This window comes from Campylobacter concisus (assembly GCF_001298465.1).
GTDB lineage: Bacteria > Campylobacterota > Campylobacteria > Campylobacterales > Campylobacteraceae > Campylobacter_A > Campylobacter_A concisus.
Window position 1 is genome coordinate 861,718 of record NZ_CP012541.1, and the last position, 15,274, is coordinate 876,991.

Below are 15,274 nucleotides of genomic sequence, written 5' to 3' on the forward strand. Positions count from 1 at the left end.
GATTAAAATTTATATGTATATCCCAAATAAAGACCCACGTTTGTCTCTTTTGTTTTGAATTGTCATATTTTGTTATAGAGTTTTATGGGAAATTTGTTCTAAGAAAGTTAAAGCTAGAAGATATAAATTTATTAAAAGGTGGTTAGCCCACCTTTTGTTATTTTATTGCAATTATTTTTGTATCTTTTTGTTTAAGCTCTAGGCTGCCATCTACATTACATCTCGGATTTAAGGTTTCTAGTGTTGCTAAAACTTCTGTTTTATCGCCTTCACCTATGTCATCATATTTTTTTAAGATATACATATGCGGTGTTCCTTTATCTACGCTACCAGCTGGTATAGTGTAAGCAAAAGCTTTTACGTTAAATTTTTCTAGATCAACCTTTGTATCTTTATCGACTATCAGATAGCCTTTAATGCCGTCTTCTTTTAATTCTTTTTTTTGGGTTTCCATATTGTATTCCAAGTCATAATTTACCCTTTTATAGACTTTTACTTCGCCTTTAAAATGTTTGATACTTCCCATGTCAGCTTTGCAAATTTCTGCTAAAGTTGTAGGTTCGCCACATCCGGTTAGTGCAAGAGCAAGTATTGCTGTAATGCCTGAAAAAATGACTTTAGTTTTCATATTTTTCCTTTTTGTATAAGTTAGAAATTTGGATTTTACAAAAAAAATAAAACTGAAAAATTTAAATTAGTATAACCATGAAAGATTTATTGAGAAATTTGATGTAAAAAAAGAAATTTGAGCTCAAAGCAACTGCTTTAAGCTCAGTTAAATTTACTCGTTTAGGATAGAGAGAAGCTCTTTGTTGTCTTTTGTTTTTAGCATTTTTGCATATAAGAATTTAAGCGCTTCGACGTCGTCCATTGTGGCGATCGCAGAGCGAATAGCCCAAATTTTTTGAAGCTCATCAGGTTTTTGAAGTAGCTCTTCTTTTCTTGTACCTGATTTTAGCACGTTGATAGCTGGGTAAATTCTACGGTCTGAGATATTGCGGTCAAGCACGATCTCGCTGTTGCCAGTACCTTTGAACTCCTCAAATATCACTTCATCCATGCGCGAGCCAGTGTCGATTAGTGCGGTTGCGATGATGGTTAGCGAGCCGCCATGCTCGATGTTTCTAGCTGCGCCAAAGAAGCGTTTTGGTTTGTGAAGCGCGTTTGCGTCCACGCCGCCTGTTAGCACCTTGCCGCTTGGTGGGGTGACTGTGTTGTAGGCACGTGCTAGACGGGTTATGCTATCAAGCAATATAATGACGTCTTTGCCCATCTCAACTAGACGTTTTGCCTTTTCGATGACTAGCTCTGCCACGCGGACGTGATTAAACGCTGGCAGGTCAAATGTCGAGCTAAATACCTCGCCTTTTACGCAGCGCTGCATGTCTGTAACTTCTTCTGGTCTCTCATCGACCAAAAGTACCATGAGCTGGGCTTCTGGATGATTTTTAGCGATACCGTGAGCTAGCTCTTTCATAAGCTCAGTTTTACCGCTTCTTGGAGGTGCGACGATGAGACCACGCTGACCTTTGCCAATAGGTGTGAAAAGATCAAGTACACGGCCCGTTAGCTTCATTGGATCATATTCTAAATTTAGCTTTTCAGTTGGGAAAAGTGGGGTTAGGTTGTCAAATAGCGGCCTCTCTTTTGCGTCTGCTAGAGGCATGTAGTTCACTGCCTCGATCTTTAAAAGAGCGTAGTATTTTTCCTGATCTTTTGGCTCTCTTACTTGGCCAGTGATGATGTCGCCCACACGAAGTGCAAATTTACGGATCTGTGAGTTTGAAACATAAGCGTCGTTTGAGCTGTCGCTTAAATTTGCATCAACAGCCCTTAAAAAGCCATAACCTTCGTTTGTGATCTCTAAAATTCCAGTAAATAGTATAAAGCCACCTTGTTTTGTCTGGGTTTTTAGTATTTCAAATATCAAATCCTGCCTGCGAAATTCGCGTGGATTTTCGACGCCAACGCTATTTGCGATCTGCACTAGCTCATCTAAACTAAGCGTTCTTAGCTCTTCGATCTTGTGTCCATCGACTGGTACGTGGGTTCTTGATGTTTGGTGTTTTTTTGTAGTTTTTGTGCTTTGAGCAGCACCTTGCTCAGTTTGGTTATTGTTTTCCATTTTTCCTCTTTAAATGCGGGGATAAGATTGCAGAATTCTGGGCTTCAAAAGTTTTTGAAAGTTTTGGCATTTTATAAAAATAAAACTTTGTTGTCAAGAAATGGTATAAAATAAAATTTTTGCTCAAAAATGGTTGATTTGCTATAATCTCGCCATTTTATAACGATAACAAAAGAAGAAATTTGTGCCTATTTTTGTAGTTTGTCTGCTTCAAATTTATGTATTTAAATTATGGTACGCAATAGGCATGTGATGCAATAATATTGGTAAAAATTTTAGATAAAAGAAAGTAAAAATGCCACAAAGTAGATGTGCTCATTGTAGATTAAAATTTGATGAAAGCGTGATGATCTCAAATGAAAGCGGACTTAAATTTTGCTGTGTTGGTTGTAAAGGTGTTTATGAAATTTTAAATGAAAATGGACTTAGCGAGTTTTATGAGCGTCTTGGTAAAAATACACTTACACCGGCGAGCAACGGTACAAATATCAAAAATTTAGCGGCAAATTTTAGTGAGCTTGTGACAAAAGAGGGCGACTTTAGTCAAATTTCATTTTTAATTGATGGCATCACTTGCTCAGCTTGCATCTGGCTACTTGAAAAGGCACTTTTTAGCTTGCCTGGCGTCTTGGAGGTAAATATCAACTCGCTTAATCAAAAAGCGGTTATTGTTTTTGATGAGCAAGAGCTTTTGGTAGAGCAAATAATTGAAAAAATTTATGCCGTTGGTTATGTCCCAAAGCCTTATGCTACGAGTCAAAAAGAGGACGAGCTAGCTAAGAAAAGAAGAAATTTTTACACAAAAGCGCTAGTTGGTATCTTTGCTACGATGAACATTATGTGGCTAGCCATTGCTCAGTATAGTGGGTATTTTAGTGGTATAAGAGGCGATATAAAAGATATTTTAAGCTTTGCGCAGTTTGTATTAGCAACGCCTGTGCTTTTTTATACTGGTAGCGAGTTTTTCAAAGGAGCAAAGATAGCCATAAAAAACGCTTCGCCAAATATGGATCTGCTCGTTATCACCGGAGCTAGCATTACTTATATTTACTCGATTTATGCGATGTTTACGAGGAGTGGTGAGAGCTATTTTGACTCAGTTGCGATGATCATCACCTTTGTTTTTATCGGTAAATTTTTAGAAATTTTGGGTAAGAAAAAGGCGCTTGAGACTTCAAATTTCTTAAATGATATGCTGCTTGCAAAGGTGTGTATTTTGGAGGATGGCAAGGATGTTTTAAAAGAGCCAAGAGATGTAAATTTGGGCGAAAAGATTGTGCTTAGATCTGGCGAGAGGGCGCTACTTGATGGAGTGGTGCTTAGTGGCGAGGCAAGTGTGGATAGCTCAAGTCTAACGGGAGAGAGCCTGCCTGTGACCTTGGGATTGGGGCAAGAGGTAAAAAGTGGCGTCATTTGCCAAAATGGACAAATCATCTACGAGGCAAAGGAAATTTTTAAAAATTCTTATCTAAACCAGCTCATAAATTTGCTCCAAACTGCAGAGCTAAAAAAGCCAAATATCGAGCTGGTAGTCAATAAAATCGCTTCTAAATTTTCTCTTAGTGTGCTGACTTTAGCATTTTTTACATTTTGGTTTTGGTACTTTAAATTTGGCTTTTCAGAAGCTATTGTCACAGCTGCTAGCGTCATCGTGATCGCTTGCCCTTGTGCGCTTGCGCTTGCCACGCCAGTTAGTAGTGTTTGCGCTCTTGGTGTGGCTTTTAAAAATAGAGTGCTTTTTAAGGAGGCTAAATTTTTTGAAAGCCTTGCAAAGTGCGATGTAGCAGTATTTGACAAGACTGGTACGCTCACAAAGGCAGAATTTGAAGTTAGTGATCTTTTCATAAAAGAGAGCATAAGCTTAGATGAAATTTATTCGCTAGCTCTTATATCAAATCATCAAATAAGCGTGGCAGTGGCTAAATTTCTAAAGCAAAAAGGCGCAAGGAAAATAGAGCTTAAAAATACAAATTTAAGCGTGGCAAAGGGTGTTGAGGCTGAAATTTCGGGTAAAAAATTTTATGCAGGAAGCAAGCGATTTTTAGTTGAAAATGGTATTAGTTTTAATGAAGCTGAAGAAAATGTGAGCTTTTTTGTGGGGCTTAATGGTGAGCTAGTGGCGAAATTTTACCTAAAAGATAGCGTAAAACCTGAAGCAAAGGCCTTGATAGACGAGCTAAAGAATGCTGACATGAAAGTGTGTATCTTAAGTGGCGACGTACAAAAAGTAGTAAAAAACGTAGCAGATGAGCTTGGCGTGAGCGAGTTTAGAGCAGGGATGCTACCTGATGAAAAGGCTAAATTTATAGCTGGTCTCAAGCAGCAGGGCAAAAAGGTGCTGATGGTAGGGGACGGCATAAACGACGCAGCCGCGCTTAGCCTTGCTCATGTTGCCATTTGCATGGGAGGTGGGGCGGCAATAAGCTCAGAAAGAAGCGATGTAGTGCTACTTGATGATAGTTTAAAAAGTCTAGCGAAGGCCATAAAAATCTCAAAATTTACTTACAAAACGATAAAGCAAAATTTGCTCTTTTGTCTTCTTTATAATGTTCTTGCTCTGCCATTTGCTGTGTGTGGCTATGTCATTCCGCTATTTGCTGCACTTTTTATGTCGCTTAGCTCGCTAAGTGTTATCTTAAACTCGCTTTATATTGTTAGAAAATTTAAGGAAAAATAATGGATAGCGCGACACTTGCGATGCTAGTTTTTATCTCAGTTTTGATGGGAGCATTTTTGCTTTTTGGCGTGCTTTGGGGGATAAAAAATAAGCAATTTGAGGACTACCGAAAATTTTTAGACGGAGCAAATTTAGATGATGAAGAGGCGCTAAATGAAGCTTATGAGTTAGAGCTTCGCAAAAAAGAAGCTCTCAAAAAAAGAGCAAAATCTAATAAAGATAAAATTTAGCTCTCAATCGTTGGCTCACCAAAAAGTCTATTGGCCTCTTTTAGAACCCCTTGTTCTCTTTGTCTTTGAAGCTCTTCTGGTGTTTTTGGCTCTTTGTTGAGCATTAAAGCAAAGCTGTTTTTCTCGTTTTGTAGCTCGCTTTTTATCTCGGTTTTTGGCTCATTTTTAGTTTCAATGTTATTTGCATTTAGTCTTGAAATTTCCTCATCAAGCTCGTCTAGTTCGCTTTTTTCATTATTTTCTAAAGAGGCTTTAGGCGTCTTAGTTTGTGCTTTTTGCTCATCGCTCTTTGCATTTACTATCTTCGCATTTTGTCCAAAAAGCGTACGCAATATCTCATTTAAAATTTTCCAATTTTTCTTAAAATATTTAAGATTTTCATCTTTTGCATTTACTATCAGTCCAAGCTCATTGTTATTAAAAAAGCTAAATTCTACAAATTCTTTAAAAAACTCGCCAAGATCGTAATTTCTATCATAAATTTTTGTTAAGAAGAGTTCGTATGGACCTTGCATTTTAGCAGGAGCTACTTGGCTTTTTTGAGTGATGACTTCTGTGATTTGAGTGGAATTCTCGTTATTTTTTGAGATCACTTCATTTATAGCGTCGTCGATATCTTGTAAATTTAGCGCTTCTATCATCATAAAAAGCATTAGCATTAGCACAAAGCCATTGTCGCTACTTACATTTAGCATACCTTTAGCTTGTGCCAAAATCCTAAAAAATCTCTCATAAACAAGTAGAGAAATTTTTGAGTCGTTTTCTATAAATTTTTGCTTTAAATTTGCCAAAATTTCATCTATTATCATCTCAGGATCATAGCTTTCAAGCTCGCTTACAAGTACTCTAATAGCATTTTTATCGTGATTTAAAACATGAGTTATTATCTCTTCGATCTTTTCTGGATCAAGAAGTCCTAACATTGATGCTACGCCATTTGCCGTGACATTATTTGCCCCGTAAATGATAGCTTGATCAAGAAGTGTCAAAGTATCTCTTAACGATCCTCCGCCACTTCTTGCTAAAATTTCGAGTGCCTCTTTTTCGTAGCTAATGCCTTCTTTGCTTAAAATAAACTCAAGATGTTTAATGATGCTGTATCTGCTTATTTGCTTAAACCTAAAATGCTGCGTTCTTGAAAGCACCGTTGTTGGGAGTTTTAATGGATCAGTCGTCGCTAAAATAAATTTTACATAGCTTGGTGGCTCTTCAAGCGTTTTTAAAAGAGCATTAAATGCCTCTTTGGTTAGCATATGCACTTCGTCGATTATAAAAATTTTATATCTTGCCATTGCTGGAGCATATTTTGTTTGCTCTATTAGCTCTCTTATATCATCTATCTTTCTGTGGCTAGCCGCGTCCATTTCAATGATGTCCATATGCCTTGACTCATTTGCCATTATGCATTGTGGGCATACTTCACATGGTTTTGAGGTAGGTCCTTTTTCGCATACTAAAGCTTTTGAAAATATCCTAGCACTCGATGTTTTTCCACTGCCTCTAAGCCCAGAAAATAGATACGCATGACTGATGCGACCTTCGTCAAGTGCGTGTATTAGGCTTTTGCTAACTGCTTCTTGACCTATTAGTTCGTCAAAATTTTTAGGGCGATATTTTAAAGCTAGTGCTTGCAATGCAGTATCCTTTTTATAAAGTTCAAGGATTTTATAAAAAAAGGCATAAATTTATGATTATTTATATATTTAATTGGCTTTAAAATTTTTTTATTTTAGTTTAATGAGGGCGGATAAATTTTTATATGTTTGCATAAAATTCCTAGTGTATTTGCAAAAAATAAAAAATATCCCTTTTTATAATGATCCATAACCGATTAGATTTAAAATTTATAATAAAAATACATAAAATTTTATGTTAAATATTTAGTATATTTATATGTATTTGTTGAAAAATATTTTAAAGTAAAAGATGCCCTGAGAAATCAAGGCATCATAAAGTAAGCTTCTTTTAGCAAGAGAAGCAGGTTTTAAACTCATAAGCGGTTGGACGTGCTTCGTAAGGCCAAACTTGAGTTTCAAATTTGAAGTGCTGATATGTATCTATGAAAAGATCGGTCATTATTGGCTTTAAGTATTCATTATCGCGAATTAGTGCTTCTAAACTGCCACGAAGTGTGTGTGGAAGCTGTTCTATGCCACGCTCTCTGATCTCATCAAGATGAAGTTTAAATAAATTTTCATCCATCGGACCAACTGGCTCGTATTTGTTTTTAACGCCGTCAAGGCCCGCCATTAACATCGCTGAAAAGGCTAGATAAGGGTTTGCTGTGCTATCTGGAAATCTCATCTCAGCCCTAACTGACTTTTCACCTGAACCATAAGGTATGCGGATACTTGCTGAGCGGTTTTGGCTAGAGTATGTTAGGATAGACGGTGCTTCAAAGCCAGGGATTAGGCGTTTGTAGCTGTTTGTGCTTGGGTTAGTAAAGGCTGCAACGCTTCTTGCGTGTTTTAAAACACCACCAATATAGTATCTTGCGAAATCACTTAAATTTGCGTAGTTGCCCTCTTTATAGAATAAATTTTTACCATCTTTCCAGACTGATTGATGCACGTGCATGCCGCTTCCGTTATCGCCATAAAGTGGTTTTGGCATAAACGTAACTGTCTTACCGTTTAGGTGAGCGACCATGCGAACGACGTATTTATAAATTTGGACATTATCGGCGGCTTCGACTAAGTTACCAAATTTTACGCCGATCTCACCTTGTCCTTGAGCGACTTCGTGGTGTCCTAAAAAGACTTCAAGACCAACTTGCTCTAGAACTTGCATCATCTCGGCTCTTAGATCTACCATGCTGTCGATTGGCTGAGTCATCAAGTAACCGCCTTTTCTGCGTGGGCGATGACCTGTGTTGTAGCTATCTTTGAAGTCAGTAGCATCGTTCCACTCGCCTTCTTCGCTATCTACTTGATACATCGCGCAGTTTGGACTATCGATGATTTTGACATTGTCAAAGACAAAAAATTCATTCTCAGGGCCAAAATACGCCTCGTCACCAAGACCGCTATCTTTTACGTACTGCATTGCTCTTTTGGCAATTGAGCGAGGGCATTTTTCATAAATTTGACCTTTGTAAATGTCGTAAATATCGCAAAAAACAACAACTGTAATATCGGAAGTAAATGGATCTAAAAATGCAGTTGTAGCTTCTGGCTTCATTATCATATCGCTCTTATCAATCGGTTGCCAGCCATGCATAGAGCTAGCGTCCATCGGGATGCCATTTATGAAATTTTCTTTCGTAACAGCTTTTATGTTATAGCTAATGCTATGCCAAGCCCCACCTAAATCAGTAAATCTAAAATCTACAAATTTGACTTCATTTTCTTTACAAAAATCAAAAAAATGATCTATATTTTGGACGAATTTTCCCACTTTTTTCTCCTTTTAATTTTTAAATTTTTCGTATTCTATCATAAAACCTAATATTTAAGATTAAATTTATATTTTATTTGAACCCAATCTAAAATTTTACTAATTCTCTATCTCTATTTTTAAAAATAGCACATTTTGAATAGCCTAAATCTCTAGCTATTTGCTCGCAAATTTCACCATTTTTACCGATATCTTCTTTTGCGTGAGCATCTGAGCCAAAGGTGATGGTTATATCTTTTTCGGCTATTAGTTCAAGTAAATTTACGCTTGGATATTGCTCGCCGATAGGCTTTCTAAAGCCGGCGGCATTTATCTCAACAACTAAATCTGCTTCTTTTATCGCTTTTATGGCGTTTTTGGCTAGGATCCTGACATCTTTTTTAGGTAAAAATTTAAAGAGTTTTAAAAGATCGATGTGCCCCATAATGTCAAATTTACCAAGTTTGGCTGATCTTTCTATGTGGTCAAAATACTCTTGCCAAATTTGATCCAAGTCTTTGCCCTCGTATCCGCCGATAAATTCAGGGTTGTCAAACGCCCAGCCGTTAAAAAAATGCACAGAGCCTATCAGATAATCAACCTTTCTAGCAAAAACTCGCTCGTCCATAAAACCATCTAAAAAGTCCATCTCGTAGCCAAGTAAAATTTCTATCTCACCGCTAAATTCGTCTCTTAAACGTAAAATTTCGTCTTCGTAGCTTTGCATCTCTTCAAATTTCATCCTATAAGCTTCATCGTAGTTCATCGGCGCGTGATCGCTAAAGCCAAAGTATTTTGTGCCAGCTTTTATGGCGCATCTCACAAATTCTAGCGGTTCGCCAACTGCGTGGTTGCAAAGAGGTGTGTGGTTGTGAAGATCGACGGTCATTTTTAGCCTTTTAAAGTCGTTTATTTTTCAAAAATGCTACCTAAAATTTGATAAATTTAAAGATAAACGCATACTTTTTAAACTTTCTTTTTATTTAAATCCTATATAATCAAGCCAAATTTTATTAGGAGCTTTTATGACCCAAGAGGAACTTGACGCGCTTATGGCGGGCGGATTAGAGGATGATTCAGGTGATACTAAAGATGCCAGCCAAGAGGTCGCGGACGTCAAAGAGGAAACAGACGAGGTAGCAAAAGTTGCAGAGGCAATTAGTGCTAAAGCAGATGAGTCACAAGCAAAGTCAGAGAGTAGCTCAAAACAGAGCGAAAACTACAGAGTGAGTGCAGACGGCGTTTGGCCACCACCACCACCTACTGAAGACCATAAAATGGTACATCAGCTTGACGATGTGACAAGAGATAGCGAAGAGAAAGCTACTCAGATGTTTGACAAGCTTGAGACGATAAATAACTTTTTTATGGATGCTGAGAGCGACTCAAACAGCCTAAAAGACGCAATAAACTCAAATGTTGAGCTATTTACGACACTAAGTGAGAAATTTCCAAATATTGCCGCATTTAGCGAAGCTTTAGAGAAAAACAACTCGCTTCTTGGCACGATCGATAACATCATCTCAAATTTACAAATGGGACAAGATGAGATCATGATGGCTATGGATATGATGCAGTATCAAGACATCCACAGGCAAAAGATCGAACGTGTTATCAACGTTATGAGAGCACTTAGCAAATATATGAATACCTTGTTTGAAGGTCGTATCGATGATGATAAACGCGTTGGCTCTGCTGTTCATATCGCTGGTGATACAACAACAGAAAACCTTGTCAGTAACGACGACATCGAAGCCTTGATAGAAAGTCTGGGTAAAAAATAGTGCTAAAAAGGCCTGAGCTTTTATCTCCAGCTGGAAATTTAACAAAACTTAAAATCGCCCTTGAATACGGAGCCGACGCCGTTTATGGCTCAGTGGCTAGCTTTTCGCTAAGGACTAGATCGGCAAGGGAGTTTAACCTTGAGACTTTCAAAGAGGCGATAGACTACACACACGAAAAGGGAAAGAAATTTTATGCGACCATAAATGCCTTTCCTTTTAACTCTCAGATAGAGCCGCTAAAAAGGCACTTGCAAACCATCTCAGCGATGAAGCCAGACGCCTTTATCATCGCAACTCCAGGCGTCATGAGCCTAGCAAAAGAGATCGCTCCAGATATCGAGATACACCTCTCTACTCAGGCAAACGTTATGAACGTGCTGGACGCTAAAATTTATCACGATATGGGCGCAAAACGCATCGTCGTGGCACGTGAGATGAATTTAAAAGATGTTATAAAGATAAAAGAAGAAATTCCAACCCTTGATATCGAAATTTTCGTCCATGGCTCGATGTGCTTTGCCTACTCTGGCAGGTGCTTAGTAAGCTCAGTGCAAAGCGGACGTATGTCAAACCGCGGCAGCTGCGCAAACGACTGCAGATTTAAGTATGAACTCTACGCCAAAAACGAAGAGAGTGGCGTGCTTTTTCGCTTAGAAGAGGATGAAAACGGCACTCACATCATGAACTCAAAGGATCTTTGCCTCATCTCGCACATCAAAGAGATCGTTGATAGCGGCGTGATAGATAGCTTTAAGATAGAGGGCCGCACAAAGAGCGAGTACTACGCAGCCTGCACAGCAAGAGCCTATAAAATGGCGATAGATGACGCCATGGATGATAAATTTGACGCGCAAATTTATGAAAATGAGATAAATACGCTGAAAAATCGCGGCTTTACAGATGGATACTTAGTGCATAGACCTTATGAACGAACCGATACGCAAAATCACCTTAGTAGCCTAGAAGAGGGCACACATCAGGTAAATGCAATAAGTGAAGATGGCGAGTTTTTTAAGTGTAAATATAAAATTTTTCCAGGCAATAGCTACGAGATCGTGGCTCCTACTAGATCGGTTATAGAAGATAGTGAAAATGAAATCTCAAAGGTTTATTCACAAGAGGGCAAGAAATTTATCAAATTTAAACAGCTCATCACCAAAAAAGGTAAGGTCATGAGTGAAATTCATAGTGGCAATGAAAATGAGATAAGCCTTGGTATTAAGCTACCAAAATTTAGCTTTTTAAGGGAGAAAATATGAAATTTGTTTCTATTATAATGGGAAGTAAAAGTGACTATGAGATAGTTAGTGAGGCGGCAAAAACTCTTGAAAAATTTGGCGTAAAATATGAACTAATAATCAGCTCAGCCCACAGAAGTCCAAAAAGAACTAGCGAGTACGTCGCAAATGCTGAGAAAAAGGGTGCAAAAGTCTTTATCGCAGCTGCTGGTATGGCGGCTCACTTGGCTGGTGCGATTGCTGCAAATACTACAAAGCCAGTGATCGGCATACCAATGGCTGGCTCAGCTCTAAGCGGCGTTGATGCACTTTACTCAACTGTGCAAATGCCAAGTGGTATGCCAGTGGCGACCTTAGCTATCGGCAAGGCTGGAGCGATAAATGCAGCCTATTTGGCGGTGCAAATTTTAGCCCTTGAAGATGAGGGGTTAGCAAGTGCTCTAAAAGCTGACAGAGAGGCGAAGATAAAGGCTTTAGAGGAAGATTCTTCAAAGGTTGAAGTGATACTGTAAAAAGGAGAAGCGGTGCAGACATATCTTGGTGTTGATGAATTTTGCAAACTTGTGCACTTAGAGCGTGAAGTTATCGAAGATATGATAAATCGTGGCGTTTTGAAAACCAAAGAGGAAAATGGAGAAATTTTGATAGAAGCGAGCGAAGGAACGATGAGCGTGGTGCCTAGTGTTTCGCAAAATTTATCCTTGCAGCCGCAAAGCCAAGATGGTATCAGCTTTGTTGAAAAGACGATCGGAACGATATTAAATTTACACGAAAAGGTGCTTGACGCAAAGGATGAGACACTTGAAACCTTAAGAAATGAGAATAAATTTTTAAAAGAAGCGCTTATTTCTATGCAAGAGCTCTATGACGAAGATAGAAAAACGGTAGAAACTCTTACAAAACAGCTTAAAATTTCACAAGAGGAAGTTGAATTTTTAAAACGAAAATACAAGCTAATGTGGAACCAAGCGGTTGAAAATTTTAACGGACAGAAGTAGTTTATGAAGATTATAAATTTAGAGGATAGCTTTGAAATTTACGGAGCAAAAACTCGCACTAAAAATGAAGATGAGATAGGTGGCAAGGGTAAAATTCCAGCTCTATGGTCTAAATTTATGAGTGAGCACTATGATGGCAAGAGTGAAATTTATAGCGTTTACTGCAACTACGAAAGCGATTTTGATGGACATTACGATAACTTCATCGGCACAAGATCAAGCCATAAAAGTGATGAAATTCTAGAGATAAAAAGTGGCAAATACGCCGTTTTTAGTTTTGTAAGAGAGCCGCAAAATGTAGCAAAATTTTGGGGTGAAATTTGGAAATATTTTGAAAGTAGTGAGCTAAAAAGAGCCTATGAAACGGACTTTGAGCTTTACGGTAGCGACGAGATAAAAATTTTTATATCTATTTTAGGTTAGGTAAAATGAATAAAAAAAATAATAGTTCAATCTTAAGTTTTATTGAAAATTTTGGTAACAAATTGCCAAATCCAACTATGCTTTTTATATATCTTTCGATTATTACGATAATAGTATCATTTGTGTTAGAAAAAATGGGCGTTGGCGTAAGCTATCAGGCTATCAAAGATGGACAAATATCACAGCTTAATGCAAATGTTATAAATTTGCTTTCTGCTGATAGTCTTAGATCTTTTGTTTCGTCTGTGCTTAAGAATTTTACTAATTTTTATCCTTTGGGAGTAGTCTTTGCGATTATTCTAGGTATTGGTATTGCAGACAAGTCTGGACTTTTATCAGCACTTATGACAAAGATTGCCTTAAAATCTTCCAAAATATGGGTAACCCCAATCGTTATTTTTCTTGGTGTAATGTCAAATGTTGCTTCCTCAGTTGGCTATGTTGTACTAATCCCGCTCGGAGCTATTTTATTTGCTGGATTTGGTCGCCATCCAATTGCTGGATTAGCTGCTGCTTTTGCTGGTGTTAGCGGCGGCTGGTCGGCAAATTTATTAATCGGTACAAATGACCCTATGTTTGCAGCATTTTCTATGCAAGCAGCTAGCGTGTTAAATCCGGATTATGTGGTACTAGCAACTGCAAATTGGTATTTTATGATCGCTTCGACATTTTTGATCGTATTTGTTGGCTGGTTTGTAACGGATAAAATCGTAGAGCCTAGGCTTGGAAAATTTGATTTTTTGGGTGATTTTAGCTTACAAGAGCATAGCGAGATAAGTGCAGAGCAAAAACGTGGCTTAAAATTTTCGCTAATAGCATTGATTGTTTTTGTGATTTTACTGCTTGTGGCTATTTTACCTTCAGGCTCTTTATTTGGAGCAAAAGGCAATGAAAGCTTTATGAAATCTACTTTTATGCATTCTATTGTTGTTTTTATGATGTTACTTTTTATAGTGGTAGGTGTCGCTTACGGTGTAGGTGCTAGGAGTATAAAAAGCAGTAATGACGCCATAAAATTTATGGAGCAATCTATTTCTGAGCTATCAGGATTTTTGGTTTTGATATTTTTTGCAGCCCAATTTACATATCTTTTTAATACCTCAAATATTGGGCTAGTGCTTTCTATAAAAGGTTCTATTTTTCTAAAAGAGATTGGATTGACTGGACTTAGCCTTATTATAGTTTTTATTTTCTTGATCGCTTTTATAAATTTATTTATAGCTGTTGATTCTGCAAAGTGGGCTATGATGGCTCCAATTTTTGTACCAATGTTTATGAATCTTGGACTCTCACCAGAGCTTACACAGGCTGCTTTTAGAATAGGCGACTCTACTACAAATATCATAACGCCTTTGATGCCATTTTTTGTTTTGATAGTAGCTTTTATGCAAAAATACAATAAAGAGTTAAAAATCGGATCAGTAGTTTCTATTATGCTTCCTTATACGGTTGCATTTTTAATTTCTTGGACAGCATTAATGTCATTTTGGTACATTTTTGATCTACCGCTAGGACCTGGTGCAGTTATACACTATGTAAAGTAAAATTTTAAAAGGAAAGCAATGACATTTTCACAAATAATATTAACCCTTCAAAACTATTGGCAAAAGCAAGGTTGCGTTATACTTCAGCCATACGATATGCCTGCTGGTGCTGGTACTTATCATCAAGCGACTTTTTTAAGAAGCCTCGGACCAAAGCCGTGGGCTACTGCATACGTAGCTCCAAGCCGCCGTCCGACTGATGGCAGATACGGTGAAAATCCAAACCGCCTAGGCGCTTATTATCAGTTTCAAGTACTCATAAAACCAAGTCCAGAAAATATCCAAGAGCTTTATCTAAAAAGTCTTGAAAAGCTTGGGTTAAATTTGAAAAATCACGACATCCGCTTCGTCGAGGATAACTGGGAGAGTCCGACGCTTGGTGCTTGGGGACTTGGCTGGGAGGTCTGGCTAGATGGTATGGAAGTGACGCAGTTTACGTATTTTCAACAAGTGGGTGGCATCGCATGCGAGCTGATCTCTGGTGAGATAACATACGGCCTTGAACGTTTGGCCATGTATCTCCAAGACGTAAATAGTGTCTACGACATCGTTTGGGATGACAGGGATGGAAGCATCGTAACATACGCCGATGTGCATAAGCAAGGCGAGTACGAGTGGAGTAAATATAACTTTGAAGTGGCAAATGTTGATATGCTTTTTAACCAGTTTGAAAATGCATTTAACGAGTGCAAACGCTGCTTAGAGGCTAAAATTTCACTGCCAGCGTATGATTATTGCATGCTTGCGGCGCATACGTTTAACGTCCTTGACGCGCGCGGAGCGATCAGCGTAACGCAAAGGCAAGACTATATCCTAAAAATTCGAGAGCTTGCAAAAGAGTGTGCGCTAACTTATAAAGAGAGCCTAGAGCAAAAGTAAA

The 15,274-nt window shown here is 38.1% G+C and carries 14 protein-coding genes; 9 read left to right on the forward strand and 5 right to left on the reverse strand.

The features are described 5' to 3' along the window. Positions 1 to 157: 157 nt before the first annotated feature. Entirely contained in the window at positions 158 to 628 is a 471-nt protein-coding gene (locus CCON33237_RS04425; RefSeq protein WP_054196564.1) for a hypothetical protein, read from the reverse strand. Positions 629 to 781: 153 nt separating this feature from the next. Further along, positions 782 to 2,125: a transcription termination factor Rho gene (rho, locus tag CCON33237_RS04430; RefSeq protein ID WP_054196565.1), complete on the reverse strand. Its 1,344-nt coding sequence runs from the start codon at positions 2,123 to 2,125 to the stop codon at positions 782 to 784. 295 nt (positions 2,126 to 2,420) lie between these two features. On the opposite strand from rho, the gene CCON33237_RS04435 reads away from it, so the two are divergent. Next, entirely contained in the window at positions 2,421 to 4,802 is a 2,382-nt protein-coding gene (locus CCON33237_RS04435) for a heavy metal translocating P-type ATPase (protein ID WP_054196566.1), read from the forward strand. Continuing rightward, positions 4,802 to 5,032 (forward strand): cbb3-type cytochrome oxidase assembly protein CcoS, encoded by a 231-nt coding sequence (ccoS, locus tag CCON33237_RS04440; protein ID WP_054196567.1) that lies wholly within the window; start codon positions 4,802 to 4,804, stop codon positions 5,030 to 5,032. Before CCON33237_RS04435 ends, ccoS begins: the two co-directional genes overlap by 1 nt. Here the strand turns inward: ccoS and CCON33237_RS04445 are convergent. From CCON33237_RS04445 to CCON33237_RS04455, 3 genes are all read right to left on the reverse strand, one after another. Continuing rightward, positions 5,029 to 6,666, reverse strand: a complete 1,638-nt coding sequence (locus CCON33237_RS04445) for a DNA polymerase III subunit gamma/tau (protein ID WP_054196568.1) — start codon at positions 6,664 to 6,666, stop codon at positions 5,029 to 5,031. The genes ccoS and CCON33237_RS04445 overlap by 4 nt on opposite strands. Before the next feature lie 331 nt (positions 6,667 to 6,997). Beyond that, positions 6,998 to 8,428, reverse strand: a complete 1,431-nt coding sequence (glnA, locus tag CCON33237_RS04450) for a type I glutamate--ammonia ligase (RefSeq protein WP_054196569.1) — start codon at positions 8,426 to 8,428, stop codon at positions 6,998 to 7,000. An 88-nt stretch (positions 8,429 to 8,516) separates the two neighbouring features. Next, entirely contained in the window at positions 8,517 to 9,296 is a 780-nt protein-coding gene (locus CCON33237_RS04455) for a histidinol-phosphatase (RefSeq protein ID WP_054196570.1), read from the reverse strand. A 136-nt stretch (positions 9,297 to 9,432) separates the two neighbouring features. Between CCON33237_RS04455 and CCON33237_RS04460 the strand changes: the two genes are divergently transcribed. The 7 genes from CCON33237_RS04460 to glyQ are packed head-to-tail and all read left to right on the forward strand — an operon-like array spanning position 9,433 to position 15,273. Then, positions 9,433 to 10,191, forward strand: a complete 759-nt coding sequence (locus CCON33237_RS04460) for a hypothetical protein (protein WP_054196571.1) — start codon at positions 9,433 to 9,435, stop codon at positions 10,189 to 10,191. After that, the gene (locus CCON33237_RS04465; protein ID WP_054196572.1) at positions 10,191 to 11,450 is read left to right on the forward strand and encodes a peptidase U32 family protein; all 1,260 of its coding nucleotides are present in this window, start codon (positions 10,191 to 10,193) and stop codon (positions 11,448 to 11,450) included. Before CCON33237_RS04460 ends, CCON33237_RS04465 begins: the two co-directional genes overlap by 1 nt. Further along, positions 11,447 to 11,941 carry a 5-(carboxyamino)imidazole ribonucleotide mutase gene (purE, locus tag CCON33237_RS04470; RefSeq protein WP_021084425.1) on the forward strand — a complete coding sequence of 165 codons (495 nt, stop codon included), beginning with the start codon at positions 11,447 to 11,449 and terminating at the stop codon, positions 11,939 to 11,941. Before CCON33237_RS04465 ends, purE begins: the two co-directional genes overlap by 4 nt. A gap of 12 nt (positions 11,942 to 11,953) precedes the next feature. Then, positions 11,954 to 12,427, forward strand: a complete 474-nt coding sequence (locus tag CCON33237_RS04475; RefSeq protein WP_054196573.1) for a DUF3972 domain-containing protein — start codon at positions 11,954 to 11,956, stop codon at positions 12,425 to 12,427. A gap of 3 nt (positions 12,428 to 12,430) precedes the next feature. After that, on the forward strand, positions 12,431 to 12,850 hold the full coding sequence (locus CCON33237_RS04480) for a GyrI-like domain-containing protein (RefSeq protein ID WP_054196574.1): 420 nt from the start codon (positions 12,431 to 12,433) through the stop codon (positions 12,848 to 12,850). A 5-nt stretch (positions 12,851 to 12,855) separates the two neighbouring features. Then, positions 12,856 to 14,394, forward strand: a complete 1,539-nt coding sequence (locus CCON33237_RS04485; RefSeq protein ID WP_054196575.1) for an AbgT family transporter — start codon at positions 12,856 to 12,858, stop codon at positions 14,392 to 14,394. Between the two features lie 18 nt (positions 14,395 to 14,412). After that, a complete protein-coding gene (gene glyQ / locus CCON33237_RS04490) occupies positions 14,413 to 15,273 on the forward strand; it encodes a glycine--tRNA ligase subunit alpha (RefSeq protein ID WP_054196576.1) in 861 nt (286 codons plus the stop codon). Position 15,274 lies beyond the last annotated feature (1 nt).

Bases quoted from the DNA above. Each gene is read 5' to 3' on its own strand.
- CCON33237_RS04425 (WP_054196564.1), bottom strand. From the start codon at position 628: ATGAAAACTAAAGTCATTTTTTCAGGCATTACAGCAATACTTGCTCTT.
- rho (WP_054196565.1), bottom strand. From the start codon at position 2,125: ATGGAAAACAATAACCAAACTGAGCAAGGTGCTGCTCAAAGCACAAAA.
- CCON33237_RS04435 (WP_054196566.1), top strand. From the start codon at position 2,421: ATGCCACAAAGTAGATGTGCTCATTGTAGATTAAAATTTGATGAAAGC.
- ccoS (WP_054196567.1), top strand. From the start codon at position 4,802: ATGGATAGCGCGACACTTGCGATGCTAGTTTTTATCTCAGTTTTGATG.
- CCON33237_RS04455 (WP_054196570.1), bottom strand. From the start codon at position 9,296: ATGACCGTCGATCTTCACAACCACACACCTCTTTGCAACCACGCAGTT.
- CCON33237_RS04460 (WP_054196571.1), top strand. From the start codon at position 9,433: ATGACCCAAGAGGAACTTGACGCGCTTATGGCGGGCGGATTAGAGGAT.
- purE (WP_021084425.1), top strand. From the start codon at position 11,447: ATGAAATTTGTTTCTATTATAATGGGAAGTAAAAGTGACTATGAGATA.
- CCON33237_RS04480 (WP_054196574.1), top strand. From the start codon at position 12,431: ATGAAGATTATAAATTTAGAGGATAGCTTTGAAATTTACGGAGCAAAA.
- CCON33237_RS04485 (WP_054196575.1), top strand. From the start codon at position 12,856: ATGAATAAAAAAAATAATAGTTCAATCTTAAGTTTTATTGAAAATTTT.
- glyQ (WP_054196576.1), top strand. From the start codon at position 14,413: ATGACATTTTCACAAATAATATTAACCCTTCAAAACTATTGGCAAAAG.